General features: G+C 66.0%; 29 protein-coding genes, 1 tRNA gene and 1 other RNA gene. 15 read left to right on the top strand and 16 right to left on the bottom strand.

Translation table 11 applies throughout. The annotated features are described in order from the left end of the window. Window positions 1-67 precede the first annotated feature (67 nt). The 3 genes from ACWPXK_RS03915 to ACWPXK_RS03905 all read right to left on the bottom strand — a co-directional run bounded on the left by ACWPXK_RS03915 (window position 68) and on the right by ACWPXK_RS03905 (window position 3,090). The gene (locus tag ACWPXK_RS03915; protein ID WP_454194615.1) at window positions 68-1,342 is read right to left on the bottom strand and encodes an ROK family protein; all 1,275 of its coding nucleotides are present in this window, start codon (window positions 1,340-1,342) and stop codon (window positions 68-70) included. Window positions 1,343-1,684: 342 nt separating this feature from the next. After that, window positions 1,685-2,398 carry a hypothetical protein gene (locus ACWPXK_RS03910; protein WP_454194614.1) on the bottom strand — a complete coding sequence of 238 codons (714 nt, stop codon included), beginning with the start codon at window positions 2,396-2,398 and terminating at the stop codon, window positions 1,685-1,687. A gap of 125 nt (window positions 2,399-2,523) precedes the next feature. Continuing rightward, window positions 2,524-3,090, bottom strand: coding sequence for an HhH-GPD-type base excision DNA repair protein (locus ACWPXK_RS03905; protein ID WP_454194613.1), 567 nt, complete (start codon window positions 3,088-3,090; stop codon window positions 2,524-2,526). A 282-nt stretch (window positions 3,091-3,372) separates the two neighbouring features. On the opposite strand from ACWPXK_RS03905, the gene ACWPXK_RS03900 reads away from it, so the two are divergent. Together ACWPXK_RS03900 and ACWPXK_RS03895 are read left to right on the top strand one after the other, a co-directional pair. Beyond that, window positions 3,373-4,179, top strand: a complete 807-nt coding sequence (locus tag ACWPXK_RS03900) for a methyltransferase domain-containing protein (RefSeq protein ID WP_454194612.1) — start codon at window positions 3,373-3,375, stop codon at window positions 4,177-4,179. 9 nt (window positions 4,180-4,188) lie between these two features. Next, window positions 4,189-4,629, top strand: a complete 441-nt coding sequence (locus ACWPXK_RS03895) for an SRPBCC family protein (RefSeq protein WP_454194611.1) — start codon at window positions 4,189-4,191, stop codon at window positions 4,627-4,629. A gap of 193 nt (window positions 4,630-4,822) precedes the next feature. Here ACWPXK_RS03895 and ACWPXK_RS03890 read toward each other — a convergent pair whose 3' ends face one another. Beyond that, window positions 4,823-6,112 carry an aminotransferase class I/II-fold pyridoxal phosphate-dependent enzyme gene (locus ACWPXK_RS03890; protein ID WP_454194610.1) on the bottom strand — a complete coding sequence of 430 codons (1,290 nt, stop codon included), beginning with the start codon at window positions 6,110-6,112 and terminating at the stop codon, window positions 4,823-4,825. 181 nt (window positions 6,113-6,293) lie between these two features. Then, window positions 6,294-6,388, bottom strand: an RNA gene (gene ffs / locus ACWPXK_RS03885) — signal recognition particle sRNA small type. 129 nt (window positions 6,389-6,517) lie between these two features. Between ffs and ACWPXK_RS03880 the strand changes: the two genes are divergently transcribed. Then, window positions 6,518-6,605, top strand: a tRNA-Ser gene (locus tag ACWPXK_RS03880). 129 nt (window positions 6,606-6,734) lie between these two features. Here the strand turns inward: ACWPXK_RS03880 and ACWPXK_RS03875 are convergent. After that, the gene (locus tag ACWPXK_RS03875; protein ID WP_454194609.1) at window positions 6,735-7,397 is read right to left on the bottom strand and encodes a DUF4097 family beta strand repeat-containing protein; all 663 of its coding nucleotides are present in this window, start codon (window positions 7,395-7,397) and stop codon (window positions 6,735-6,737) included. A gap of 253 nt (window positions 7,398-7,650) precedes the next feature. Here ACWPXK_RS03875 and ACWPXK_RS03870 point away from each other — a divergent pair, with 253 nt between their 5' ends. After that, window positions 7,651-8,445, top strand: a complete 795-nt coding sequence (locus tag ACWPXK_RS03870) for a helix-turn-helix domain-containing protein (RefSeq protein WP_454194608.1) — start codon at window positions 7,651-7,653, stop codon at window positions 8,443-8,445. Here the strand turns inward: ACWPXK_RS03870 and ACWPXK_RS03865 are convergent. The 4 genes from ACWPXK_RS03865 to ACWPXK_RS03850 form a co-directional block, all read right to left on the bottom strand. Continuing rightward, entirely contained in the window at window positions 8,442-8,732 is a 291-nt protein-coding gene (locus ACWPXK_RS03865; protein WP_454194607.1) for a Clp protease N-terminal domain-containing protein, read from the bottom strand. The genes ACWPXK_RS03870 and ACWPXK_RS03865 overlap by 4 nt on opposite strands. A 16-nt stretch (window positions 8,733-8,748) precedes the next feature. Next, window positions 8,749-9,258 carry a hypothetical protein gene (locus tag ACWPXK_RS03860; RefSeq protein ID WP_454194606.1) on the bottom strand — a complete coding sequence of 170 codons (510 nt, stop codon included), beginning with the start codon at window positions 9,256-9,258 and terminating at the stop codon, window positions 8,749-8,751. A 181-nt stretch (window positions 9,259-9,439) separates the two neighbouring features. Continuing rightward, the gene (locus ACWPXK_RS03855) at window positions 9,440-9,934 is read right to left on the bottom strand and encodes a DUF4254 domain-containing protein (protein ID WP_454194605.1); all 495 of its coding nucleotides are present in this window, start codon (window positions 9,932-9,934) and stop codon (window positions 9,440-9,442) included. Between the two features lie 11 nt (window positions 9,935-9,945). Further along, a complete protein-coding gene (locus tag ACWPXK_RS03850; protein WP_454194604.1) occupies window positions 9,946-10,125 on the bottom strand; it encodes a hypothetical protein in 180 nt (59 codons plus the stop codon). A gap of 298 nt (window positions 10,126-10,423) precedes the next feature. Between ACWPXK_RS03850 and ACWPXK_RS03845 the strand changes: the two genes are divergently transcribed. The 3 genes from ACWPXK_RS03845 (at window position 10,424) to ACWPXK_RS03835 (ending at window position 12,949) form a co-directional block, all read left to right on the top strand. Next, window positions 10,424-11,809 (top strand): helix-turn-helix domain-containing protein, encoded by a 1,386-nt coding sequence (locus tag ACWPXK_RS03845; protein WP_454194603.1) that lies wholly within the window; start codon window positions 10,424-10,426, stop codon window positions 11,807-11,809. Window positions 11,810-11,899: 90 nt separating this feature from the next. After that, complete coding sequence (locus ACWPXK_RS03840) at window positions 11,900-12,592, top strand: RibD family protein (protein ID WP_454194602.1); 693 nt, start codon at window positions 11,900-11,902, stop codon at window positions 12,590-12,592. Window positions 12,593-12,637: 45 nt separating this feature from the next. Then, window positions 12,638-12,949, top strand: a complete 312-nt coding sequence (locus ACWPXK_RS03835) for a hypothetical protein (RefSeq protein ID WP_454194601.1) — start codon at window positions 12,638-12,640, stop codon at window positions 12,947-12,949. 4 nt (window positions 12,950-12,953) lie between these two features. Here ACWPXK_RS03835 and ACWPXK_RS03830 read toward each other — a convergent pair whose 3' ends face one another. Together ACWPXK_RS03830 and ACWPXK_RS03825 are read right to left on the bottom strand one after the other, a co-directional pair. Then, the gene (locus ACWPXK_RS03830) at window positions 12,954-13,628 is read right to left on the bottom strand and encodes a hypothetical protein (RefSeq protein WP_454194600.1); all 675 of its coding nucleotides are present in this window, start codon (window positions 13,626-13,628) and stop codon (window positions 12,954-12,956) included. After that, the gene (locus ACWPXK_RS03825; protein ID WP_454194599.1) at window positions 13,625-13,855 is read right to left on the bottom strand and encodes a hypothetical protein; all 231 of its coding nucleotides are present in this window, start codon (window positions 13,853-13,855) and stop codon (window positions 13,625-13,627) included. Before ACWPXK_RS03825 ends, ACWPXK_RS03830 begins: the two co-directional genes overlap by 4 nt. A 307-nt stretch (window positions 13,856-14,162) precedes the next feature. On the opposite strand from ACWPXK_RS03825, the gene ACWPXK_RS03820 reads away from it, so the two are divergent. After that, window positions 14,163-14,639 (top strand): hypothetical protein, encoded by a 477-nt coding sequence (locus tag ACWPXK_RS03820; RefSeq protein WP_454194598.1) that lies wholly within the window; start codon window positions 14,163-14,165, stop codon window positions 14,637-14,639. A gap of 112 nt (window positions 14,640-14,751) precedes the next feature. Here ACWPXK_RS03820 and ACWPXK_RS03815 read toward each other — a convergent pair whose 3' ends face one another. Continuing rightward, window positions 14,752-15,144, bottom strand: a complete 393-nt coding sequence (locus tag ACWPXK_RS03815; protein WP_454194597.1) for a MerR family transcriptional regulator — start codon at window positions 15,142-15,144, stop codon at window positions 14,752-14,754. Between the two features lie 57 nt (window positions 15,145-15,201). On the opposite strand from ACWPXK_RS03815, the gene ACWPXK_RS03810 reads away from it, so the two are divergent. Further along, entirely contained in the window at window positions 15,202-16,779 is a 1,578-nt protein-coding gene (locus ACWPXK_RS03810; RefSeq protein ID WP_454194596.1) for an MFS transporter, read from the top strand. A gap of 153 nt (window positions 16,780-16,932) precedes the next feature. Then, window positions 16,933-17,568 carry a hypothetical protein gene (locus tag ACWPXK_RS03805; RefSeq protein WP_454194595.1) on the top strand — a complete coding sequence of 212 codons (636 nt, stop codon included), beginning with the start codon at window positions 16,933-16,935 and terminating at the stop codon, window positions 17,566-17,568. 63 nt (window positions 17,569-17,631) lie between these two features. Here the strand turns inward: ACWPXK_RS03805 and ACWPXK_RS03800 are convergent, their stop codons facing one another. Continuing rightward, window positions 17,632-19,002, bottom strand: a complete 1,371-nt coding sequence (locus ACWPXK_RS03800; RefSeq protein WP_454195434.1) for a wax ester/triacylglycerol synthase domain-containing protein — start codon at window positions 19,000-19,002, stop codon at window positions 17,632-17,634. A 177-nt stretch (window positions 19,003-19,179) separates the two neighbouring features. On the opposite strand from ACWPXK_RS03800, the gene qcrB reads away from it, so the two are divergent. Continuing rightward, on the top strand, window positions 19,180-20,820 hold the full coding sequence (qcrB, locus tag ACWPXK_RS03795) for a cytochrome bc1 complex cytochrome b subunit (RefSeq protein ID WP_454194594.1): 1,641 nt from the start codon (window positions 19,180-19,182) through the stop codon (window positions 20,818-20,820). Between the two features lie 100 nt (window positions 20,821-20,920). Here qcrB and ACWPXK_RS03790 read toward each other — a convergent pair whose 3' ends face one another. Next, a complete protein-coding gene (locus ACWPXK_RS03790; RefSeq protein ID WP_454194593.1) occupies window positions 20,921-21,130 on the bottom strand; it encodes a DUF397 domain-containing protein in 210 nt (69 codons plus the stop codon). A 425-nt stretch (window positions 21,131-21,555) separates the two neighbouring features. Here ACWPXK_RS03790 and ACWPXK_RS03785 point away from each other — a divergent pair, with 425 nt between their 5' ends. From ACWPXK_RS03785 to ACWPXK_RS03775, 3 genes are read left to right on the top strand one after another with little or no spacing between them, the layout of a single operon-like run. Further along, window positions 21,556-22,038, top strand: coding sequence for a DUF309 domain-containing protein (locus ACWPXK_RS03785; RefSeq protein WP_454194592.1), 483 nt, complete (start codon window positions 21,556-21,558; stop codon window positions 22,036-22,038). 56 nt (window positions 22,039-22,094) lie between these two features. Then, complete coding sequence (gene gluQRS, locus ACWPXK_RS03780) at window positions 22,095-23,012, top strand: tRNA glutamyl-Q(34) synthetase GluQRS (protein ID WP_454194591.1); 918 nt, start codon at window positions 22,095-22,097, stop codon at window positions 23,010-23,012. A 46-nt stretch (window positions 23,013-23,058) separates the two neighbouring features. Next, window positions 23,059-23,760: an RDD family protein gene (locus ACWPXK_RS03775; RefSeq protein ID WP_454194590.1), complete on the top strand. Its 702-nt coding sequence runs from the start codon at window positions 23,059-23,061 to the stop codon at window positions 23,758-23,760. Between the two features lie 74 nt (window positions 23,761-23,834). Here ACWPXK_RS03775 and ACWPXK_RS03770 read toward each other — a convergent pair whose 3' ends face one another. Continuing rightward, window positions 23,835-24,350, bottom strand: a complete 516-nt coding sequence (locus ACWPXK_RS03770) for a DUF4190 domain-containing protein (protein ID WP_454194589.1) — start codon at window positions 24,348-24,350, stop codon at window positions 23,835-23,837. Window positions 24,351-24,379: 29 nt separating this feature from the next. Here ACWPXK_RS03770 and ACWPXK_RS03765 point away from each other — a divergent pair, with 29 nt between their 5' ends. Next, window positions 24,380-25,159, top strand: coding sequence for a queuosine precursor transporter (locus ACWPXK_RS03765; protein ID WP_454194588.1), 780 nt, complete (start codon window positions 24,380-24,382; stop codon window positions 25,157-25,159). The last annotated feature ends 117 nt before the right edge of the window (window positions 25,160-25,276 follow it).

Here is a 25,276-nt window from a genome sequence, read left to right as displayed (position 1 = left end):
GACTTTTCCGAGCACACTCGAGAAAGGGGCGACCAGCCACGTGGCCGGTCGCCCTTTCTCGTATTGCTCAGTCGCTCAACGTTGTTCGCCGGATCGCGGCGAGCGGATCGGCGTAGAGGACGCTCAGCGACGTCACCACCGCGGCGAATTCCTGCACCTTCCCACCGAATCCGCTGATCCGGATATCGGTCGGCGGCAGCGTGGAGCTCTGGTTGAACGCGTGCGCCACATGGGCGACTGCGGGCCGGTAGGCGGTGAAGGCCTGACCGCCGAGGACCACCCGATCCGGGTTGAGCATGTCGCGGACCATGGCCACGGTTTGCCCGAGGATGGTGGCTCGTTCGGCCAGCAGTTCGCGCGCGGGTTCCGACCCCGCCTCCGCCGCCCGGTACAGGTCGGCGATGGTCGAGCCTCCGGTTCCGTTATGGGCCGGGATGATGCCGCGGCCGACCGCCCTGGAGTGCAGTGAGCGATCGCCCACGGTCACCTCCAAGCAGCCGCGACGTCCGCAGGTGCATTCCACGTCCGAGCCGGTGGGCAAGTGCGCGATCGAACCGGGGCCGTTGCTCGGAGTGTGCACGCGACCGTCCAAAGTCACTGCGACACCGGCCGTTTCGCGCACGTAGAAGTACAGGCTGCTGCCCCGCTCGACCCGGGCCTTGTCCTTCGGCTCGCCGGTGGGCAACAGCAGCTCGGAGGCGGCCATCGCCTCGACGTGCGGCGCCACCGACACCGGTAGCTCCAATACCTCACCGAGCACCGAACCGACCTGGGCGCCTTGCCATTCCAGCTTCGGATGATCGACGACGCCGGTGAGCGGATCGACCCGGCCGCCGATCGCGACCCCGGCCCACAATGCCTTGCGCCGATGCCAGCGCTGCAGGAACGCTTTCGCGCTGCGGGCGAGGGTGATGGTGGCGAACTCCTGCCCGGTCTGCGGGGTGGCGATGGCCAGACCGCCGAGAATGCGGCCGCGCAGATCGGCGGCCACGATCTTGGTGGCCGCGGCGCCGATATGGATGCCGATGGTCAGGTAGGCATCGTGATCGATTTCGAACGGGACGCGGGGCCGCCCCACCGCACCCGAGGCCGTCAGGTCGGGGCGCTCGCGCAGCAGGCCGGCCGCGAGCAGCGCGGAGACCTGGCGGTTGACCGTGGCGATGCTCAAACCCGTTGTCCGCGCGGCGTTGTCGCGGGAAACAGGGCCGCCGGTCGCGGCGCGCAGGACCGCGGCCGCCGGGTTGTCGCCGATGCGGAGTTCGGGAGCGACCACGGGACGCTGAACCCGGGCACGACCGCTGGCAACCCTGGAGACGGATCGGTCGAGGGTAGGAAGGGACATTGTGCGGATCCTTGCTGAAGTCCCGTTATCCAACGGGACATGCCTACATGGGCGGCGAGGCAGCAAATGAGCAGGAAAAGCTGCTCAGCTGCAGCAAGAAAGGTGACACAGTTCGCGCGTCAAAGGCAGCCGCAGACCCAGCGCGGCGGTCACATACGTGACCCGCGGGAGGTTCCATCGGCCGGCAGACATGTCATTGAAATTAACACCGATATCCGCGACGCACCAACCCTCGACTCGCCGTTGTGCGCACCCACACATTGTTTCCGCAGGTCGTGAGCGCACGAAAAAGACCCCGATCCACCGAGAGAGCCTCGGGGCGGGGTCTTTTCGCGCGACGGATTACTTCGCGGGCGCGGCGAACGGCTGATTGATCGTCGTGAAGTACTGGATCGCGGCGCCGATCGCCACCGGAGCGGTGATCAGGATCTGGCCCGCGAGGGTACCGAGCGCACCGACCGCGATGATGCCGCCGAGGCAGCCGATGGCCGCGGCCGGGATGAACGCGCCGAACAGGCCGACGATCGCCGCGGAGGCGACGGTCGCTCCGGCAATGCCGCCGAGCACGCAGCCGACAGCGCCGCCGGCCAGGCCGCCGACGAGCGTGCCGATGGTGGCGCCCGCGCTGATCGTACTGGTCAGGCGGGTCCAGGCGGCGACCTCACGGTCGTACTCGGTCTTCCACGGCGCCTTGTCCTCGTACGGCAGCGCGACCGGCTTGTAGACCGCGTGCTCCCGGTCGAAGATCGGGGTCAGGGTGGCGCTGCGGCCGGAAATCGCTGCGGCGATCGGGAATTCGAAATCGTCGAGCTGAAACCGCAGCGGCGTGGCCGCGACCACGGTACCGTTGGAGGCCTTCACCTTGAATACCTCCTCCTCGACGACCAGTGAGCCCGCATCGGTTTCGATGATCGACTGGGTATCGGTCGCATGCGCGGTGAAATTGATCGCGCCCTCGGCACTTTCCTCCGCCGGTGCGGCACCGGCCGTACCCGCGGCCACTCCGGTCGCCACGGTCACCAGCGCCGCGAGTACGGCGAGCTTCCTCATCCTCATGTCCTGCAATCCCTCATCTCGGGTGGAGCTGTTCCAGCCGAAAGCATCGGCTACAAACTCCGGAAGAACGAGGAAAAAACGCAGGTAGATTTCAAATAGGCAACCCGCGAGTTACGGCCGCCACGCTAGGTCGTTTTGGCGGCCGCTTTCGCCTGCTTCTTGAATTCCCGCACCTGCGCCAGGGATTCCGCGTCGGTCACGTCGGCAACCGAGCGGCGCGAGCCCTCCTCGCCGTACGCGCCCGCCGCCGCGCGCCACCCCTCCGGCCGCACGCCACGCTGCTTGCCGAGCAGCGCCAGGAAGATCTTGGCTTTCTGCTCGCCGTAGCCGGGCAGGTCCTTCAGGCGCCGCAGCACCTCCTTGCCGTCCGGGTCGCCCGCGGTCCAGATGTTCTCGGCCTTGCCGTCGTAGTGCTCGATGACGTAGCGGGCCAGCTCCTGGGCACGCCGGGCCATGGAACGGCCGTAGCGGTGGATGGCGGGCGGCGTCGCGGCGAGATCCTCGAACTCCTGCGGGTCGGCCTCGGCGATGCGATGGATGTCGAACCCGCCCATCCGGTCGGCGATCTTCTTCGGGCCGCGGAAGGCGTGCTCCATCGGGTACTGCTGGTCCAGGAGCATTCCGAGCAACGTGGCGAAGTGGTCCTCGGTCAGAAGCGTGTCCGCCTCGGCGTCCTGCGCCAGGCACAGCATGTTGTCCCGCCTCTCCGAGTATTCAGGCCGTACTAGTAGGTGCCGCGGGATCCGCGTTCAGGTCCTGCGTTGGGTGCCGCTCGGGTTTTGGGCGTACCCGGCGAGTTACCCATGTACTCACGAAAGCAAGCACCCGGTTCACCGACAATACACATAAATTGTGACTCTCCTCACATGCCCTACGCGCGGGTAGACGACACGCCGCGTAGGCTCCAGGCCATGCCTCAGATGACGGCGACACCGACAGACACGACGGCAATGGCCAGGGATGGACACGGGCCTATGAACACCTCCGGATTGCGCCCAGATCGGTTCGACCGAGCAGGTCAGGACCAGCTTGTCGACGTGCGTGACCTCCAGGCCGCGCTACCCGGTATCCGCCGCCTGCGCGCCTGGGCGCATGAAGCGCTCGCGTTGCGACCCGGCGAACATGCCGTGGACATCGGCTCCGGCACCGGCAGGGAGGTCATCGCCTTCGCCGAAGCCGTTGGCCCGAACGGCAGCGCCGTCGGCGTCGAGCCCGACCCGCACCTGCTCGCTTCCGCGGAACGCCGGGCCGCCGAGGCGGGCTCGACGGCCAAGTTCCACTCCGGCGACGCCTACGGTGTGCCGTTCGGCTCGGACAGCTTCGACGCCGTGCTGTGCGAGCGCGTCTTCCAGCACCTGACCGCCCCCGCCCGCGCGGCCGGCGAGATCGCGCGCGTGCTGCGACCCGGCGGACGCGTCGTGGTGGTGGACAGCGACTGGGGCACGGCGATCATGCACCCCGGCGACCGGCGGGTCGTGCGCGAGGTGATCGACACGCTCGTGTCGGCGACCACCAACCCGCTGTCCGGCCGCCGTATCCCCGGCCTGCTCACCAAGGCCGGTTTGGTGGTCGACGACATCGGCTCGCAAGCCCTGGTACAGGACCGCAGCGTCGGCGTCGGCTCGCTGGTCACCAGGATCTCGGCGATGGCGGTCGCGCGCGGCGCGATCACCGAGGCGCAGCGCGATCAACTGCTCACCGACCTCGAGGCGGGCGCGGCCAGCGGCGACATCCACCTCTCGGTCACCATGTTCGCCGTCCTCGCACACAAACCACGCTGAACCGGCCCGATGGCCGTCGACGTGCTGACCGAAGTCGAGATCGACCGCTCGCGCGAGCTGGTCGCGGCCTTCGCCGCCGACCCGACCCATGCTCCGGCCTGGTACTCGCGCATACACAGCGCCACCTGGCAAACGGAGCCGCCGCTGGGGGTCGGCTCGCGGATGTCATTCGTCGCCCACTTCCTGGGGCGTCGGCTGACTTACACCTATGAGGTCGTGGACTATGTGCCCGGCGAGCGGTTGGTGATGCGGACCGCGGAGGGCCCGTTTCCAATGGAAACGACCTACACCTGGGCGGACACGCCGGAGGGCGGCACCCGTATGACGCTGCGCAACAGGGGCGAGCCGAGTGGACTTGGGAAGATCGCGGCACCCCTGCTGGAGGCAGCGATCCGCCGGGCGAACCGCGCCGACCTCGCGCAACTCAAGACGCTGCTGGAGACCGGATAAGCGGCGGCCGCGCGTTCGCCCGGCTGCACCCACCACGCGGCCGACTCGCCTCGCTCGGGCTGGTCCGGGTGCGGACAGACTCCGACCGACGGGGCCCCGGGGCCGGGCAGGCTCCTACCGACGGGGCCCTCGGGTAGGCGAACGCCCGGCACGAAGTCCGTGCCGGGCGCCACTGGGTGCGATCTGTCCGCGATTACTTGCCGAGCAACTTCTCGGTGGCCGCGAGCAGCACGCAGGTGGCCAGGCCGTCCATCGCCTTCTCCAGCTCGGGGAGCTTCGGGAAGCTGGGTGCGATGCGAATGTTCTTGTCTTCCGGGTCCTTCCGGTACGGGAAGGCGGAGCCCGCCGCGGTCAGCGCGATGCCCGCGTCCTTGGCGAGCGCGATCACCCGCGCCGCGGTGCCCTCCAGCACGTCCAGGCTGATGAAGTAGCCGCCCTTCGGTTCGGTCCAGGACGCCACCTTGGACGCGCCGAGGCGGTCTTCCAGGATCTTCAGCACCAGCGCGAACTTCGGCTCCAGAATCGCGCGGTGCTTCTGCATGTGCGCGCGCACGCCGTCGGCGTCGGTGAAGAAACGCAGGTGACGCAACTGGTTGATCTTGTCCGGGCCGATGCTCTTCTTCGACGCATGGCTCAGGTACCAGTCCAGATTGGCCGTAGAGCCGCCGATGAAACTCACGCCCGCGCCGGCGAAGGTGATCTTCGAGGTGGAGGCGAACACCAACGGACGGTTCGGGTTTCCGGCCGCGGCGGCCATGCCGAGCACATCGTGCACCGGGGCCGCGGTGTCGGTGAGTGGGTGCACCGCATAGGCGTTGTCCCAGAACAGCCGGAAGTCCGGTGCCGCGGCGGGCATCGAAACAAGCTCGCGGACAACATCTTCGGAAAACGTGACACCGGTCGGGTTGGAGTAGTTCGGCACCGCCCACAGACCCTTGATCTGCGGGTCGTTCGCCAGCAGTTCGGCGATGGCGTGGATGTCGGGACCGTCGTGGCGCATCGGGATCGGAATCATCTCGAAGCCGAGCGCCTCGGTGATGGCGAAGTGCCGGTCGTAGCCGGGGGCCGGACACAGGAACTTCAGTGTGTCCTCGGCCGCCCAGCGCCGTTCGGAATCGTTGGTGCCGTACAGCATCGCGTAGGTGATCACGTCGTGCATCAGCTCGAGGCTGGCGTTGTTGCCCGCGAGCAGATTGTCCACCGGGATGTTGAGCAACTCACCGAAGATCGCCCGCAGCTCCGGGAGACCGTGCAGGCCACCGTAGTTACGGCAATCGGTGCCGGTGCCGTCGCGGTAATCCCCCTCGCCGGGCAAGTCGAGCAGCGCGGCGGACAGGTCGAGTTGTTCCGGAGAAGGTTTCCCCCGGGTCAGGTCCAGCGTCAGCTTCTCGGTCTTGAGCGTCGCGTAGTTCGCGGTCTGGGTGTCGTGCTCGTGCACGAGTTCCTCATGGCTCATCAAACCGATCTGCGTTTGCCGGGGCATCCTGGGCAGCCTTTCAAGCAGCGAAGGGACGATGGGTTGGCCGGACCGATGTGCGGCGGCGGCCGAACATGGTGTCCGTGCAGACGCACGTGCATCCGCGGACGGTGTTCACGTTACCCGTGCGCTGCGCGGAATTGGAGGCGTTATCCGACGGCGGATCCCCTGTCCGCGCGACCCCTTTGAAAGGGGACCCCGCGCACCCGGCAGAGCCCGTTGACCCTTGCTGCCTTCCGGCCCTGGGGGGGTTCACAGGATGCGCGCCGCGCGGGATCCGTCGGCCAGTGTAGCCGCTCCCACCCGCAGGTCCATTCCCCGGGGTCCGCCACCCCGCTCCACCAGGCACTTCACCCCATCCCCTCGCGCCTATTTGGCGACCAGCCCGGCCCTACCGGTATGCTGCTCCACGGAGGATTCGCCTAGTGGCCTATGGCGCTCGCCTGGAACGCGGGTTGGGTTAACGCCCTCAGGGGTTCAAATCCCCTATCCTCCGCCACGGCAAACGCCTCTGATCAGCCCTTACTGGCTGGTCAGAGGCGTTTTTCGTAGCTTGGGCAGGTTGACCGCGTCGAGCAGGGCGACGGCGGCACCCGAGCCGAGGCCGAGGCCGCCGTCCGGGAGTGGGTCAGAGGCTGCGGGCGGTGATGTCGCCGTAGGCGGTGGTTGCGTGGATGTGGAGTTCGGTGCTGCCGTTGTTGTTGAGTGCGTTGTCGATTCGGCCGTAGCTGGTGCCGGCGTCGAGGGAAGCGGAGACCCCGGGGGCGGCGCCGATCGTGACGTCGCCGGCCTCGGTGCGCAGCGTGAGCGTGCCGCGGCCGGCTTCGGTGATGCGGATGTCCCCCTTGCTGGTGCTGATCTCCGCGGGGCCGGTCAGGCGGCCGACCAGGACGTCACCGGCGACGGCGGTGATGTGGGCGCTGGCAGCCTCGTCGACCTTGATCTGGTCGTAGGCGCCGTCGAAGGTCACATCGCCCAGCCGTCCGACAGCGCGGAACTCGGTGGCGGCGGCCTTGGTTTCGACCCGTGAGCCCGCGGGCAGCTGGACTGTCACCTCGACGGACCCGGAGGTTCCGAAAAGCTGGTTCTTGGTCGGCACCTCGATCCGCAGGACGCCGTCGCTGTATTCGACTGTCGTCTGCTCCGCGGTCTTCACGTCGCGGCCCTTTGATGCGTCGACGGGGCGGATCTCGACGGTGGTGTCGGCGCGGTCGGCGGCGATGAACTGCACGCGCCCGGCGGGGATGTCGAGGACGGCGGCGATCGGGGCTGGGGTGTCGAACTTCTGCATGATGCTCTCCTTGGATGCGGCGTTCCCGCCGTTGTTTCTGATGTTGGAAACGCTACGTTGCATTCGCGAGTTCTTCAACCATGACGTTGCACTCAAAGTGCATCAATGCAGATCAAAGGCTTTAAATCGTTGCAACAGCCTCTCGCTTAACGCAACATTGAACGCTCGCTACGTTGCAATGACTGCGCGTTAACGCTATGTTCGAGTCACCAGAGAGCGCAAAGGATCCACGGATGCAGGAAAGGGGAACGCGATGCCAGGGGGCAGGCTCACCCAGCCCGAACGCCAGCAGATCGCCTCGGGGCTAGCAGACGGACTCGCCTACGCGGAGATAGCCAGACGTCTCGACCGTCCGACCTCGACGGTCACGCGTGAGGTGATGCGCAACGGCGGCCCCACCGGCTACCGCGCCGATCTGGCCCACCGCGCCACGGAACGACGCACCCGGCGCAGGCCGGCCTCGTCGCGAGCATCGGAGTCGGTGCCCCAGCCGCACGGACGCGACGCCGAGGCCGTGCGTGCGTACGAAGAGGCCCTCACCACCGTCTTCATGACATCGGGCCTGCCCAAGATGATGGCGCGGGTCCTGGCCTGCCTCTACACCACCGACGGAGGCAGCCTCACCGCGTCCGAACTCGTCCAACGGCTCCAGGTCAGCCCGGCGTCGATCTCCAAAGCGATCGCGTTCCTGGAAAGTCAGACCCTCGTCCGCCGCGAACGCGACGAACGCCGACGCGAACGCTACGTCGTCGACGACGGCCTCTGGTACCAGGCCATGATCACCAGCGCCCGATCCAACGACCAGCTCGTCGAAATCGCCCGCCAAGCCGCCGGCGTGCTCGGCCGTGACTCCCGGGCCGCAGTCCGCCTCGAGAATGTCGCTCGTTTTCTCGACTTCGTCGGCGAAAGCATGGTCCGCGCCGCAGAACAAGCCCGCGACATCCTCTACACCAAACCCCGAACAGATCCAGAACGCAGTGTGGACAATGACGATCGGACTCTTCGCTCGCCGAGTGTCCCCAATCGCACGACAGAACGATCAGGCTAGCCGTCGACCGACCGAATAACGGTCGTGCCGTCCAGGCTGCGCACCCGGTACTCGCCCGGTCCGGGGATCGGGGCATCGATGATTTGTGCCAACCGGCGGATCAGTTCGGCGGGATCGACGCCCATCCGATCGCGCAGCTCAACGGTCGAGATTGCGTCGGAGTCGGAGAAGGCAGCGATCAAGACGTGCTCGACACCCACCCATCCGTCGCCGCGATCGCGCGCGAGCCGTTCGGCGTCGGCCAGCAGCTGCTCATACATGGGCGTGTGGATGATCGGCTCCGCCATTACTCCAGTCTCCCATCTACGAGACGAGTACCTCGGTCCAGTCATAGTAGGTGTGGCCCCACGAATCCTTGTACTTCTTGCATATCCAGTGGCGTTCGCCGAGAGGATCTGGAAGTCGGGTCGCGACCCTCTGGCCTTCATTGAGCCGGGTGCACGACAGCGCCGGGGTACCGTCTGGGGTCGATTCCGATTCCGGCCATTTCGCCGAATCCGAACCGCGGCACGCGGACTTGTCATCGTTCGGGTCGACGTGCCCGAACAGGCAGGGCCCGGCATAGGCGGCCGGTGTCGCGCTCGCCAGCATCGTGCCGCCAACCAGTGAGGCGGCAAGCGCGAATCCGGCGAGCAGAACGCGAGATTTGTTGCAAACCTTCATGTTTTCCTCCTTCGGTGGTGGGCATGCCGACCACCTCGACTGGTCGGTGCAGTGCATGAACCCGGTGTGGCGTCGATGTCCGGCGTCGCGCCCGCCGCGCGCAGCGTCCGCAAGATTTCCCGCTTGCGTGCGCAGCAGCCGAGTCGGCATGCGAGATGCCGGGGCCATTGCTGGTTGGCTTGCTCGACTGTCAGCGGTCGTATCGGAGCCTCATGGCTGAGGCGCTCGTCGATCTCGCTCACTCGCGGCCCGGTCGCCGGTACACCGGTCAACAGCCACGCGGTGATGAAGACGACGGCGAAGACGGCGCCCAGCGCCGTGACGAGGATGATCATCGAGGGCCCGGCGGATGGCGCGGCATGCCGGGCTGCCCGTCGATCACCTCGGCGACGAGGTCTGCCCACCGCGTGGCGAGGTAGCCCACCCTCGACCACGCCGCATGCATCGTGTCTTCGGGCACTGCGATGTTGGCGAGGAGCAGTAACTCGGCGTCGACGTAGGCTCCGGCGAGGGCGTCCGCTGTTCGGCCGACATGTTCGGCGCTGCTCGTTCTGGGCTGAATGTGGGTGCTGACCCAGTTGTTGATCAGTGTCACGAGATCGGCTCGGCGGTTGTCGATTTCGGTCGCGCGTCCGGGGTTGATGTGGCGGGTGCGGTGCAGGTGCGCGAGGCTTTGCGCCCATCGGGTGATCAGATGGTCGCCCGGGTTATGGCCAACCGCGCCGCGGAATGCGGCACAGAGCTGGTGCCAGTCAGGTATCTCCTGAAGCCCCGTCGTACGTTCGGCATGCCGTCCGCTGGGCCGAGATTCGTTGGCTGCGTCCATGCTCCGGTCGGCTATCCCTGAGATCCGAAGGAGTAGGCCATCGCCGCGAGGTACTGCAAGCATCGGCCGCCATGGGCGGCGTGATCGTTGAGAATGAATCGGGCTCGATCCAGATCGAGATCGGTGGGCTCGGCCGCGCAATCGCGGTACTGCGCGGCCCACAGGTCCCGAGTGTCCTGCGAAATGTGCATGGCGGCTCCCTGGTAGGCATTTGAGGGCACACCGGCGCCGGACCGACCACACAGGGCCCGAACCCGTTTCGACCTCCTGGCGGCCGGTGCACGTATCCGTGATCAGGAATCGCCTGCGGACCGACGCCGGGTGCTGTTTCAGCGTCTCCGGAGCCTGCGGAAGCAACCACGACGTACCGGTGCAGATTCCATGCAAATTCGCTGCATCGTCGTTCGGCGAATCGGGGGCGGATGCGTTTGGCCCGGTGTAGTTTTCGTTCCACGACGGCAGCACGAGCAGGGGGCCGGAGCTGGGCCGATGATCATCTATCGTTGGACGGGAATCGAATCGAGGGCGTTGCGCGACGCCGTGCTGTTGAGCGTCGACAAGTTCGCGGCAAAACTGCACATCTCCGCGCGCACGGTAATTAACTGGGAGGCCCAGGGCGCCGAAGCACGGCTACGCCCGACCAGTCGGGAACTGCTAGAGAATGCGCTGGCCTCCGCCACGCCAGAGGTCGTCGCCCGGTTCGAGCGGGCCCTTGCGGATAGCGGATCGCAGCGAGACGAAACCGGTCCCAGATCGCTCGCAACGGTTACGCTGGCGAATGACACTCGTGGCCCACAGCCGCCGACCGGGCCGGGTGTTGATACTGCCCTACTCTTGGGCTTGGGTGGCGAGGAGGTTGACGAGATGCAACGCCGAGAGCTGATGAGAGCCATCGCCGTCCTCACTGCGGCGTCGCCGGCAATCATAGCTGCGCTCAACGCCGACGAGCTGGAACGGACCGTAGGCGCGGTTGCGACATCCCATCGTGTCGATACCGCTGCGCTCGACAACCTCGAGGCAATTCTGAATCAGATTCGCCTGCAGGACGATCTGCTCGGTCCGCAGGCCGCGATCCGCACGACCCTGACCCAAGCCGATATCGCGGAAGCGTTGCTCACACGTGTCCCCGATTCGCTCGAGCGACGCTTGATGTCGCTGCGCAGCAAGATCAGCACTTCGGCGGGCTGGCAACTGTTCGACCTCGGCCGCAAGGAGTCGGCAGAAAGACAATTCGGCAAGGCGCGCGACGCCGCTGACGGCATCGACGACCACGCCGCCGGAGCAATGGCACTTGCGGAATGGTCTGGAATGACAGAGGAAGTCGGCAAACCAGCGGTCGCAGCAGACCAAGCCGCGGCAGCCGAAGCCCGCGCCGCGCGAACGAACGATCCGCTGCTACGTGCCCACGTCGCAGGGATAGCGGCTCTCGCGCTCGCCAAGTCGGGTCACACGTCCGATACCCGTGCGGCGCTTACGCGCGCCGACAGCTACAACGTGACCACCACGCGCGGTCCGGAAGAGTCGCTGGCCTACTTCTGCACCGCCGGGCACCTGGCGCGGATGAAGGCGAAAGCACTGCGGCAGATCGGCGACCTGCAAGCGGCCATCGAGGCTGCCGAAGATTCTCTGATGCTGCAGGCTGTTCGCGACCGTGCGGCATCGCACATCCTGCTCGGCACGATCTATGTCGATGCCGGTGACCTGGATGCGGGAATCGCTTCGATCCTGGCCGGTGCCGAGGCCGAAGCAGCCACCGCGTCCGCGCGGATATCTTCCCAGCTGCGCGAGGCACGTCGTCTGGTACACATTCGCGCGCCAGGGTCGGTCACCGCCCGAGCACTCGATGCACGACTGGCCGAGCTGCAACTGATGTGACATCGGGGAGACAATGTTCGAACAGCCAAACACCCTGCCCGAGAACGTCGAGTTCTGCGAGACCGCGCGACAGTGGGCGGTTATCGCATCATGACCCGCCCATACGTGTTGCTCTCGGTTGCAGCCAGCATCGACGGCTACATCGATGACACCACCGACGAACGCCTACTGGTCTCCAACGACGCCGACTTCGATCGTGTAGACCAGGTGCGCGCCGAATCCGACGCCATCCTGATCGGCGCCGAGACTCTTCGCCGGGACAACCCTCGTCTGCTGATCAAGAGCGAGACACGTCGGCAAGCTCGGGTCGCGGCTGGCAAGCCCGCGAATCTGTTGAAAGTGACCGTCACCAGGACCGGTGACATCGATCCAGGTGCACGGATGTTCCACCACGGCGTCGAAGCAGGCCGCCCCGTCGTGTACACAACCCCTGCGGGTGCCGAGAAGATCGCCGGAGCCCTGGATGGAATCGCCGATGTCGTGCCGATCGGAGAGGACCGCAACTTTTGGGAAGCGGTCTTGGACGACCTCGGCGACCGCGGAATCGGGCGACTGATGATCGAGGGCGGCAGCCACATCCATACGGCGATTCTCTCCGCTGGTCTGGCGGACGAACTGCACTACGCAGTAGGCCCCATGGTGGTTGGAGATCCAGCTGCACCACGATTTCTCAATGCGGGCAATTATCCAGGTGGTTCCACGCGCCGGATGCGATTGATCGACGTCGCCCAGATCGGTGACGTCGCACTGCTGCGCTACCGACCGAAGGAGACCCAACGGTAACCGAAGAGGAACGGATGGGGCCCACGGAACGACCGCGAAACGAAGGTGAAGCCGGATCACGCCGAAACGTTCGACGACCTGATGCGCCGAGCCGCGCAGGTGCGAGTGGTGGACTTCGACAAGGCGGGCCGCGAAGCGTACGAGGCGGCGAACGACGCCGTGGTCGGCGCGGTGGATCGGCTCGTGGCGGTGTGGGACGGCGACGCCGGACAGAATTGCTTGGCACCGCGAACGTGGTGGAACTCGCGCGTGAACGTGGTGTGCCGGTCGATGTCGTGTGGCCGAAAGGCGCCGCACAGGGCTGACGCCACATCTGGAGCGTGGCGTCAGATTCCCTGCTGCGCGCCGCCACGCTGATGCTCTACTCCTGCCAGATTGTCAGATTGAACGTCGCGGTCGGATCATCGCCTTCGGCCGTCTTCGTGAATGTAGCGGCAGCCACGACACCGTTGCCGGTGATACACACTACGTAATTTCTTCTGGGACCAAATACCTCATCGGTGAACTTGGTGTTCTTCTTGCAGGCTTCGAACGTTGCGGGGGGCGAGTCCAGCCTCGCAAGCTTCAACGGAGCTTCAGTGAAGAAAGTCAAGTAGCGCATCTCGACGCCGATACCGTAATCCGTTGTGGGCACGGGACATTCAGATAGTCGTCCGATCGGCAGACGGTAGCCATGTGCAATGTCGATAGCACAATTTTCGACCAGCACCGTGCCAGCTGGGACGTTCGATACCGGTGCCGTCGTCGGTGCTTGTGGGGAGATCGCTGTCGTCGTCGGTGCGGAAGCGATCGCGGATGTGGACGTCGCGGGTGGAGTCGACGCAGGTGCCGTCACGCGCCCCACGAGCACGCCGGCTCCGGTCAAGGCGACGATGAGGCCGGAGATCGCGGTAATCCAAGCTGGCCCGATTTCGTGGAGTCGGGCACGACGACTAGGCACGGGTTCAGGTGTCGGCGATCCCGGTTGCCGCGATGGTGGGTGCTGTTCAGGATGATTCGCACGGGAGCCCCCCGTGGGCGGATGCTGCTCGCTCACCCCGCAGAGTCTATGGGCACTGCAACCTCAGCGCCATGGAATGTGTTGACACAGAGTTCGACTTCTCGAACTCCATCAGGATCACCGTACGCATGGTCGGCGGCGAAGGCGACGTCTTCGGCGTGGTCGACATATCCGCAAGGCAATTCCCACACCCAGCGGTCGATGATGAACCGATGCCGGTACATCAGCAGGGCCTCGCGGTGCTCGTTGAGAACCAGCGTCATCGCACATCGCGGCATCCGTGCGACGTACTGGGCGAACCTCACTCCGTCGGGCAGTTCGACATCGACGGTCGACAGCTTGATGTGTTCTCGTCCACCACGGTCTCGCCGTGGACTGGGTGCGGCTCAGCACTCGACCGTAAACCGGTATCGACTTACTTGCTGCCATGGTTCCGCATCGAACCGTGTCAGCAAGAAGGTGGCGAGGGTGTATACCCGCACTGGACAGTTCACGTCGGTACGGGCGGTGTCCGATCTCCGGGCACGGATGCGGCCCCTTCCTGCCGCCACAGCATAGGAGCAAATCGGCATGCGGATCGGTGTCACCGGGCACATGAACATCACCGAGGCGACAGCGCCATTGGTCTACAAAGCAGTGCGCGCGCTACTCGACGAGCAAGACCCAAGCGCCCTGATTGGGGTGAGTTGCATTGCACGGGGCGCGGATTCAGTGTTCGCGCAAGCGGTGCTCGACGCGGGCGGTCAGCTCGAGGTGGTACTGCCGTCACGGAACTACCGCGAAGCGAAGGTGAAGCCGGATGACGCCGAGACGTTCGACGACCTGATGAGCCGAGCCGCGCAGGTGCGGGTGATGGACTTCGACGACGCAGGCCGCGAAGCCTACGAGGCGGCGAACGAGGCCGTGGTCGGGTCGGTGGATCGCCTGGTCGCGGTATGGGACGGCGTTGACGGACAAAAGGCTGGCACCGCGAGCGTGGTGGAACTCGCGCGTGAACATGGCGTGCCGGTCGATGTCGTGTGGCCGGAAGGCGCCGCGCGGGGCTGACGCCTCATCTGGAGCATGACGTCGGACTTCCCGGACTGACTCCGCTGCCGTTGCCCGGTGCGCCTGTTGCACCGGAAGTCCGCCGTGGTTCGTTCACGAACGTCGGCGCCCGTCAACCGACTGTGGATACGTCCGCGACTTCTCGCGCGATGTCGGGTGGCGCGGTCGCGATGACTGCGTCGAGGGCGCCGCGGGCGGCCTCCAGCTCACGGATGTTGGAGTTGATGCGTTCGCGTTCGCGGTACAGGTCGATCAGCAATTCCGGGCAGTCGGCGATGAGCTGTCCACCCTCGGAACCCATACAGGGCAGCAGATCGGCAATGGTGGTCGTGGACAGACCGGCGGCGAGCAGATTTCGAATATGCAGCACGGTCGCGACGTCCGATTCGTTGTACTCGCGATATCCCGAGGGCTGCCGACTCGGTCGGAGGAGGCCCTGTTCCTCGTAGTAGCGCAGCAGCCGCTGACTGACCCCGGTTCGTCGTTCCAACACTCCGATTCGCATCGAAACCTCCGAGCGCACTTGACCTTCACATAGATGTGAGACTTTAGCGTAACCGACATGACCGATCGAGAACCGTTACACGAAGTACGGATTCAGTCCCTGTCCGCCGGTCCACGCCAATGGATCGGTCTCGCTGTGCTCGCCTTGCCCACTTTGCTGCTGGCCATGGACGTCACCGTGCTCTATCTGGCCGTGCCGCATCTGACCGCGGACCTGCGGCCCACCGGCATCGAGCAACTGTGGATCGCCGACATCTACGGGTTCATGATCGCCGGTTTCCTGATCACGATGGGCACCGTCGGTGACCGTATCGGCAGGCGCAAACTGCTGATGCTGGGTGCGACCGCGTTCGGCGCCGCCTCCGTGCTCGCCGCGTTCGCGACCAGTCCCCTCCTGCTGATCGCCGCACGCGCGGTTCTCGGCATAGCGGGCGCCACCCTGATGCCCTCGACCCTGGCACTGATCAGCAACATGTTCCCTGATGCCAGGCAGCGGGGTATGGCGATCGGCGTCTGGGCCACATGCATGTCGGCCGGGATGGCTGCCGGTCCGATAATCGGTGGTTTGATGCTCGAGTCGTTCTGGTGGGGTTCGGTCTTCTTGCTCGGCGTGCCCGTGATGGCGCTGCTGCTGATCACCGCTCCGGCGCTACTGCCGGAATACCGGGACGGTGCGGCGGGCAGTGTCGACCTGCCGAGCGTGGTGCTGTCGCTCTGCGCCATCCTGCCCGTCGTCTACGGCATCAAGAAGCTCTCGGAAGCGGGCCCGTCCGCCATGCCCGTTGCGGCGATCGTGACCGGCGGCGTCTTCGGCTGGATCTTCGGCCGCAGGCAACGAGCACTCAGCGACCCACTTCTCGACCTGCGCATGTTCCGCGACCGGTCGTTCTGTGCGGCGCTGCTGATCTTGCTGCTCAGCCTTGGCTTGGTCGGCGGAATCTATCTGTTCATCACGCAGTATCTGCAACTGGTCCACGGGTTGTCCCCGTTGGGAGCCGGACTGTGGCTGTTGCCTTCGGCATTCGCGTTGATCGTCATGTCGATCCTGACGCCGATCATGGCCCGCAAGATCGCGCCCGGATACCTCGTCGGCGCGGCCCTGGGCATCGCGGCGATCGGCTACCTGATACTCGGCTTCGTCGAAAGCGCTGGGGGACTGCCGATGCTGGTGGCGGGTTTCGTTCTGGTCTACATCGGCACCAGCCCGCTGATGGTGCTCGGTACCGACCTGGTCATCGGGACCGCCCCGCCGGAGAAGGCCGGCTCGGCAGCGGCGATGTCGGAGGCCAGCATGGAGTTCGGCGTTGCCGTGGGTGTAGCCGTCCTCGGTGTCCTCGGTACCACGATCTACCGCACCGAGGTCGGCCGTACCGGTCCGGCCGGGGTTCCGATCACCACTGACGACGCGGCCGGAAATTCTCTCGCCGGTGCCAGCGCCGCCGCCGCGGACCTTCCCGAGCAACTCGGCGACGCCCTGCTCCTTTCGGCCCGCGAAGCGTTCACGAATGGCCTCAACACCGCTGCCCTCAGCTGCGCCGCAGTCGCCGCCCTACTATCCGTCACGGCCGTTGGATTGCTCCGGCACACCCGCTCCGGGGACGACAAGTCCGAAGACCCGGAGCCGGTGCTGCGATGATCGGCATTTGCTCCCGCGAATCCGAAAGCTCTTCGGCTTGTGGAGGATTCCGAGGCGGGGTCGCGGGAACAGACCCAGGCGTGGGTTCAGCCGCTACCCGCAACGATCCGATCGAGACTGTGCGACTTCCGATTACGATGCGATGATCTCCCCGTGACTCAGTGGCTCCCACTCTTCGGTTCCCTCATCGTCGCCCTTGCGGCATTGGTCGGCGTTCTGGTCAACAACCGCACGAATCGGGCGGCGGTCACCGCCGCGGACGAGCGGAACCGGGTCACACTCGATGCCGCGCAGCGGAGTGTGGAGCAGACGAACGCGGCGGCGGAGCGCCGGGAACACGACAAGTGGCGGCGCGAATCCGTGCTGACCGCGGTCTCTTCCGTGCTGGCGATCTCCAGTGAAGTCCGGCAGCAGTTGATGCACTGCGACCGCTGGGCGGACGACGAGCTGGACCGGGTGGGTGAGGAACTGCGCCAAACCATCGCCGGTTCAGTGGGATTCATCAGCAGTCTGCGCGTCGTGGCACACCGCAAGCTCCCCAATCGCTGTGCGGATCTGATGCGCACGCTGAGCGCGGCGCTGAACATCACCCTGCAGCGCCGTGGCATCGAACTCGACGGTGAGGCCACCGGCGAGGAGATCGCGGAAATCCAAGCGCTGTGGTCGCGGGCGATCGAGAACACGGTCGAGGAAGAACGCTCCGTGATCAGCGCGACGCGGATCGAACTCGAGATCAAGGTCTCCAGCGAACTCGCGCAGACGCCCCCACCGGCCCTCGCCCGAGCCTGAACCTCCTGGTCGCAGATCGGCTCGGCACAGAGTCGTGCGGAAATCCCGGTGTGCGCCGTGGGCTCACAGCGCGGCGACGACTTCTTTCACGGCGGAGCGGAGCAGGTCGGCGTACGTGTCGACATCAGGCACGACCGCGGAGTCCGCGTGCAGGGAAACGGTGACGGTGTCGCCGAGGCCGTGCACGCCATGGGTGAGGTGCATGACCGAGCCCAGAGCCGGGAAGCCCGCGGTGAACCGCACGGGGCCGCCGCCGAAGACGAGGTCGGCGGCGCCACGGTCGACGCTGGAGACGACGGTGTGGCCCGCGATCGAGTCGGGGACGGTGTCGATGGGATAGCGGTCGACATCGCGGCGCAGCAACGGGGCGGGGATGGTCGCGGTGACCCGGTCCTGCGCGGACAAGAGCGGGTGCTGAGCGCGCAGGCGCCGCTCGGCGAGCGCGGCGGCGATCATGTCGGCGCGCAGGCGCAGGTCCGGCTCGTCGGTGAACAGGTCGACGCCGAGGCTGCGGTAATTGTTGCGCGGCCGGATGCCACGTTCGGTGGACGACTCCGGCAGGGCCATCGGCACCTGTGCGCCCAGGCGCCGCATGGGTTCCTCCCGGTCGGCCAGGTAGCGAGCGAGCGCCAGTGACACCGCCGTCAGGACGACAACGGTCACGGTGCGACCGGGTACCCGCAGGTCTGCGGCCGAGAACACGAGCATCCGGACCTCATGCCGCGAGCTTCCCTCGGCCACAGACCGGTTCACCGAGCTTGGCGGGAAACCTGCCCCCGGTGGAGGGAGTCGGCCCGACTCGGTCAACTGTGCGAGTTGCTGCTGCGCCCGAAAGGCTTCGTAACCCCGCACCGCGGTCGCCCCCAGCCGAACCGGCATACGCAGCAGCCCTAGCGCCGCATCGGCCAATACACCGCCACTTCCCGGCACCGACCCCGCTCGACGACCGTCCCGAGACGGGACATCCTCCGCGGCCTCGCTGAACAGCGCACGCGCGATCGCCGAGGCACGCCGTCCATCGGCAAGCGCATGCGACATCTGCAGCACCGCCACCAGGGCGGGCCCGTTCCCAGGACCTGGTGCGTCGACGATCCCGCGGAACACATGCAATCGCCACGGATGCACGGCGGCGTCGACCCCAGTGCCGAGCACACCACCGAGCGCGTCCAGCAACCGCGACCAATTAGGCTCCGCCAGCCGGTGTTCCACGAATTGCTCGGCGGTGAATTCATCGGGCGTCCAGGACGGGTAATCGATGTCCGCGGGCAGTTCGCGCAGGCGCACCCGCAGGTCTGCGATCCGTTCGCTACGTTCGGCGACGGCGGCGCGCAGTTCTTTGGTCGGCCGTCCAGAATCCGCGAAGCAATGCAGCAGAAACAGATCATTGCGCGTGCGTCGGGACAACCAGTACATCGTCGCGTCCTGCGGGGCCATCGCGCTCACAAGTAAAACGATATCGACTCGGATACGGCCACTTCCGGCAAGCCCGAAGTAAATGTGAATGATCTTGTTCCACAACCGGCCGGAAAACCCCATCGATTCCGCCACCAAGCTCTGCTACCGTCTGTAGTAGCAACGGATACCACTCTCTCCCAGGGCGGGGTGTCGGCCATGGCTACAGATCTAGCTCGCACAATCGCTACGCAAGCCCATGAGGCGGACGAGCGGTATAAGGGCGCCGCGTTCATGAAGCGGTCGATCAACAAGGTCTTCCCGACGCATTGGTCGTTCCTGCTCGGTGAGATCGCGCTCTACAGCTTCATCATCCTGCTGCTGTCAGGTGTGTATCTGACGTTGTTCTTCGACCCCTCCATGGCGGAGGTCGTCTACAACGGTTCCTACCAGCCGCTACGCGGCGTGACGATGTCGCGGGCCTACGAGACGGCGCTGGACATCTCCTTCGAGGTGCGCGGCGGCCTATTCGTCCGCCAGGTGCACCACTGGGCGGCATTGCTCTTTGCGGCGTCGATCATCGTGCACCTGTTCCGGATCTTCTTCACCGGCGCGTTCCGCAAGCCGCGTGAGGCGAACTGGGTAATGGGCTCGCTGCTGCTGATCCTGGCGATGTTCGAGGGCTTCTTCGGCTACTCGCTGCCGGATGACCTGCTCTCGGGCACCGGTCTGCGGGCCGCCTTCTCCGGCATCACCATCTCGATCCCGATCATCGGCACCTGGCTGCACTGGCTGATGTTCGGCGGCGACTTCCCCGGCGACATCATCATCCCGCGCCTGTACATCGCGCACGTACTGCTGTTCCCGGGCATCATCCTGGCGCTGATCGCCGCGCACATTGCCCTGGTGTGGTACCAGAAGCACACCCAATTCCCGGGTCCGGGCCGCAGCGAGAACAATGTGGTCGGCGCCCGGATCGTGCCGGTGTTCGCCGCGGATCAGGGCGCGTTCTTCGCCTTCACCCTGGCCGTCGTGGGGCTCATGGGCGGGTTGTTGCAGATCAACCCGATCTGGAACCTGGGCCCGTACAACCCCTCGCAGGTGTCGGCGGGCTCGCAGCCGGACTTCTACATGATGTGGACCGACGGCATGGCACGGTTGATGCCGCCGTGGGAGCTGTATCTGGGCCGCTACACCGTGCCCGCGGTGTTCTGGGTGGCGGTGATCATGACTTTGGTGTTCGCCCTGCTCATCGCCTACCCGTGGATCGAGAAGCGGCTCACCGGCGACAGGGCCGCGCACCACAACCTGCTGCAGCGTCCGCGTGACGTGCCGGTCCGCACCGCGATCGGCGCGATGGCCATCGCGTTCTACGTGGTGATGACGCTGTCCTGCGTGAACGACATCATCGCCTACAAGTTCGACATCTCGTTGAACGCGACGACGTGGGTGGGCCGGATCGGGCTTCTGCTCGCGCCGCCGTTGGCCTACTTCCTCGCTTACCGCATCTGCCTCGGCTTGCAGCGCAGCGACCGCGCGGTGCTCGAGCACGGCGTGGAAACCGGTGTGATCAAGCGCTTGCCGCACGGTGAGTACATCGAAATCCATCAGCCACTCGGCCCGGTGGACGAGCACGGTCACCCGATCCCGCTGGAATACCAGGGCGCCCCCGTCCCGAAGAAGATGAGCAAGCTCGGCGCGGCCGGTAAGCCGGGCACCGGTAGCTTCCTGCGCGCGGACCCGCGCCAGGAGAGCGCGCAGCACTTCGCGACCGAGCACGAAGAGGAACGCAAACAACTCGCCGTGCTGCGCAAGATCCAGGAGCGGGCGAACGGCAGCGGAAACGGCTCGCCCCATTGATCTCGGACGGCACGGAAAGTCGTCCACGGAAAACCGCGAAGGCCCCGAGTCCATACGACCCGGGGCCCGCTTTGCCTGGTTCAGGCGACTCCAGTGCGGTTTATCCGCGCTGGAACTCCCCCGCCGAGACCCCCGCTAGGAACGCATCCCACTCGCCCGGCACGAAGGCCAAGACCGGGCCACGTCCGTTGTCCTTGGTGTCACGAACCGCGACATTGCCGTTCCCGAGGAAAGCGACTTCTACGCAGTTCCCATCCGGACCGCTGTATGTGCTCTTGCGCCACACAGCGCCCGCCCAATCAACTTCCACGGCACTAGCTCCTTTGCTGCGTCGAGAGCGAGATAGATTTCTCCTGACATCGTTTCAGCTAGCCTCGGCACTCGGCTGAAAGCCGAATCCCGCAGTACACCCTTGGCAGAGTGCACTTTCCCGGTGCGGGGATATCGCACATCGAGTTCGAGAGGAAATTAACCTCGCGCGGGGCTTGTCCCCGCGGGCCCACACTAGCAGGTCCATCGAAAGTTTGCCCGCCTCTTGCCTATTCAATCATCGCAGCCACACACGTTTGCGAAGGAAGGGGGTTGCGGAAACATTGCCAGCCGTTGACATTCATTCCCAGCACTGGCGTACCACAATCTTTTTAACGGATGTGATTGCTCTGTTATCGGCCGACAATTCGCCGGCCGCCACGGCCCGCTTCGACTGCGGCGCCGCGGCCGTGCATCATGGAAACTATGGTCGAACGCGATCGCGACGACGCAGGTCGCGCCCGTAATGCCCGCCCGCGCGACCGGCTCGGGCGGCCACTGCCGCCGGGCAGCACCGGAGTTGCCCGAATTCCGGATGATCTCGATCTGCCACCCCAGCAAACCTTGACCTTCGCCCAGCAACTGCTGGACAACGGACTAGCATTCAACGCACATGAGGTTTTAGAGGCCGCATGGAAGAACGGACCGTTCGCCGAGCGGATGCTGTGGCAGGCGCTCGCACAGTTCGCTGTCGGTCTCACCCACATACAGCGCGGAAATCCCAAGGGGGCGCGTACACTCATCGCCCGCGCGGTGTCCCGGCTGACCGCCTATCGCCCCGAGAAAGATAAGATGCCCTACGGTATCGACCGTCCGGGACTGGTCGCCCACGCGGAATCTCTACTCGCCGCGCTGGAGGCCGGCGAAGAACTATCGGAGGCCGACCTGAGGCCGCGTCTGCGCGGCTGATCGCCTCGCTCCTACGATGGCAGGAGTGCGCATCTCCTCGTTCACCAGCCGAGCCCGTGGCTGAGCCGGGCGCGGGCCGGTACGCGCCGAGCCCGTCCGGTGACCTGCACCTGGGCAATCTCCGCACGGCGCTGCTCGCCTGGGCGTTCGCCCGCTCCACCGGCCGCCGCTTCGTGCTCAGGATCGATGATCTGGATCGGGTGCGCCCCGGCGCCGAGCGGCGGCAACTGGACGATCTGGCCGCGATCGGCCTGGATTGGGACGGCCCCGTGGTACGCCAGTCCGAACGGCTGCCGCTTTACGATGCGGCCATCGAAAGCCTCACCGCCGCCGGGCGCACCTACGAATGTTATTGCACCCGAAGAGAAATCCAGAAGGCAGCGACAGCGCCGCACGGGCCGATGGGTGCCTATCCCGGCACCTGCCGCGGATTGAGCGCGTCCGAGCGCACCCGGCTGCACGCCGCGGGCCGCCCTGCCGCGCTGCGCCTGCGCGCGACGGTCACCGAGTTCGAGGTGAACGACGACCTGCACGGCCGCTACCGCGGCCCGGTCGACGACGTGGTGTTGCGCCGCGGCGACGGCGTACCGGCCTACAACCTCGCGGTTGTGGTGGACGACGCGGCACAGGACGTCGACCAAGTTGTGCGCGGCGACGATCTGCTGCCGTCGACACCGCGACAGGCATACCTCGCGACGCTGCTCGGTCTTCCGGTACCGCGCTACGCTCATGTGCCGCTGGTGCTCAACCCGGAGGGACGGCGGCTGGCGAAACGGGATGGCGCCGTGACGCTTACCGACCGGAGGGCGCTCGGCAACACGCCCGAGGAAGTCGTCACGGCGCTCGCCGCTTCGCTCGGCTACACCGCGACCTCGTCCGCCGAGCTACTCACGCATTTCGATCCGCGCCTGGTGCCGCGCGGACCGTGGACACTCGACGTGAATGGGTTGTTGCAACACAGCCGATGTCCGTAACGTACGCATCGTCCAACTACTGATCAATCGACGAGGACAAATAACTATGACAAGCGGTGGGTACGACCCCAACCAATATCCGCAGGGCGGGCAGCCGTATGGGCAGCCGTACCCGCAGGGCGGCGACCAGCACGGTCAGCCCCAGTACGGCCAGCAGCCGCAGTACGGCCAGCAGCCCCCGCAGTACGGGCAGCAGCCTCCGCAGTACGGCCAGCAGCCCCCGCAGTACGGGCAGCAGCCCCCGCAGTACGGGCAGCAGCCGCAGTACGGGCAGGAGCCCTACGGTCAGTACCCGCAGCAGCCCGGTTTCAACAACAACTACGGCGGTCAGCCGGGTGACCTCGGCACCCGCATCGGTGCCCGCGTCATCGACGCGATCATCCTGCTGATCCCCTACTTCATCCTGTACGCCCTGGTCAGCGACTCCTTCGTGCTGACCATCGTGCTCAGCCTGGTCTGGACTCTGGTGCAGCTCGGCTACTTCGTCGGCCTGGAGACCTCGCAGGGCGCCACGCTCGGCAAGAAGATCCTCGGCCTGAAGGTGCTCGCCCCCGGCGGCGCAGGCAATGTGGACCCGGTCACCTCGCTGAAGCGCAACGCGTTCATTGCGGCGAACATCATTCCGTGCGTCGGTGGCCTCGTGTCGCTGGGTTTGGTGATCTACATCATGATCACCATCTCCCAGGACCCGAACAAGCAGGGCTGGCACGACAAGTTCGCCGGCGGCACCCAGGTCGTCAAGGCCTGAGCCGCGTAGGGCGTCCAAAATGCGCAGGGGCGCACCCATTCGGGTGCGCCCCTGATGCTTTCCCGGCCCGGCGGCTACGCGCTGGAGACCCCGACGACGATCACCACGACGAAATACAGCAGGCCCAGCACGAACGCCCCGACACCGATCCAGATGCCCGCGAGCGCCATGCCCCGCCCCTCCTGGCCGGACTGCTTGATCTGATTCAGCGCGACCACGCCGAGGATGACGCCGATGATCGAGCCGAGCCCACAGGTGACGAACCCGACCAGCGACGAGATCAGCGCGCCGATCGCGATGCCGTTGGTGCCCTGCGCCGGAGCGCCGTAGGGCTGGTAGGGGCTCTGATAGCCGTAATTCGGCTGCGGATACGGCTGCGCGGGCTGCTGATACGACGGGTACTGCGGTTGCGGGGGCGGCGTCATCGGCTGCGACGGCGGCTGCACCGGGTACTGCGGCGCCGACGGATAACCCGACGGCTGCTCGGCGCTCGGGTACTGCGGCACCGAACTCTGCCCACCGGACTCCGGCGACACGCCTTGGCCGCCGTACTGCTTCCACCACTCGTCGGAATCGCCGGGATTCGTCATTGCTACAGGGTATTCCACAACCTGGTTGGATGATGCGGGTGAGTGAGTCGAATACCACCGAAGAACACGGCGGGCCTGGACGCCCCGCGGACCATGCGGCATTTGCCCAGGTGGCGCGGGGGTACTACGCACCGATCGTGGCCCTGTTCACCGCGACCCTGATCATTTCCAACATCTGTGCCACCAAGGGGGTGGAGTTCCTCGGCGATCACTCGGCGTCGCTGGGGCCGCTGCAAATCCTGCCCATCGCCACCGACGGAGCCTTCTTCCTGTTCCCCCTGGCCTACATCCTCGGCGACGTGCTGAGCGAGGTGTACGGCTTCCGCGCCACCCGGCGCGCCATCTATTACGGCTTCGCCGCCCTGCTGCTGACGGTGGTGTGCTTCGCCATCGCGATCCGGCTGCCCGCCGCGAGCTTCTACGAGAACCAAGAGGCGTTCCGCACGGTCCTCGGGACGACGCCCCGGCTCGTCATCGCAGGCCTGGCCGGATACTTCGTCGGACAGCTACTGAATTCCGCGACCTTGGTGTTGATCAAGGAGAGGACCAAGGAAAAGTTCCTGTGGGCCAGGCTGATCGGATCGACCATCGTCGGCGAGTTCGCGGACACACTGATCTTCTGCTCGATCGCCGCGGGCGCCATCGGTATCGACACCTGGCAGCAGTTCGTGAACTACGTGATCGTCGGCTTCCTCTGGAAGACCCTCGTCGAAGTTCTGGTGCTTCCGATCACCTATCGCGTGATCGCATTCCTGAAGAAGCGCGAACCTACCTACTCCCCAACGGAAGTCGCCCCACTGCAAGCCTGAGCTGGGTTCGATTCGCAGCACCTCCGGGCCTGCGCGGCCCTGATAAGGCTCGCGTCCGACCGACCGCCGCTGGCGACTGCGCTTATGCGTCGGCCCCTCGGACGTGAGCCAGGCCGC

The organism is Nocardia sp. Marseille-Q1738 (assembly GCF_965283145.1).
The sequence above is the reverse complement of the archived record's forward strand: the minus strand, read 5'-3'. Positions and strand labels throughout refer to the sequence as shown.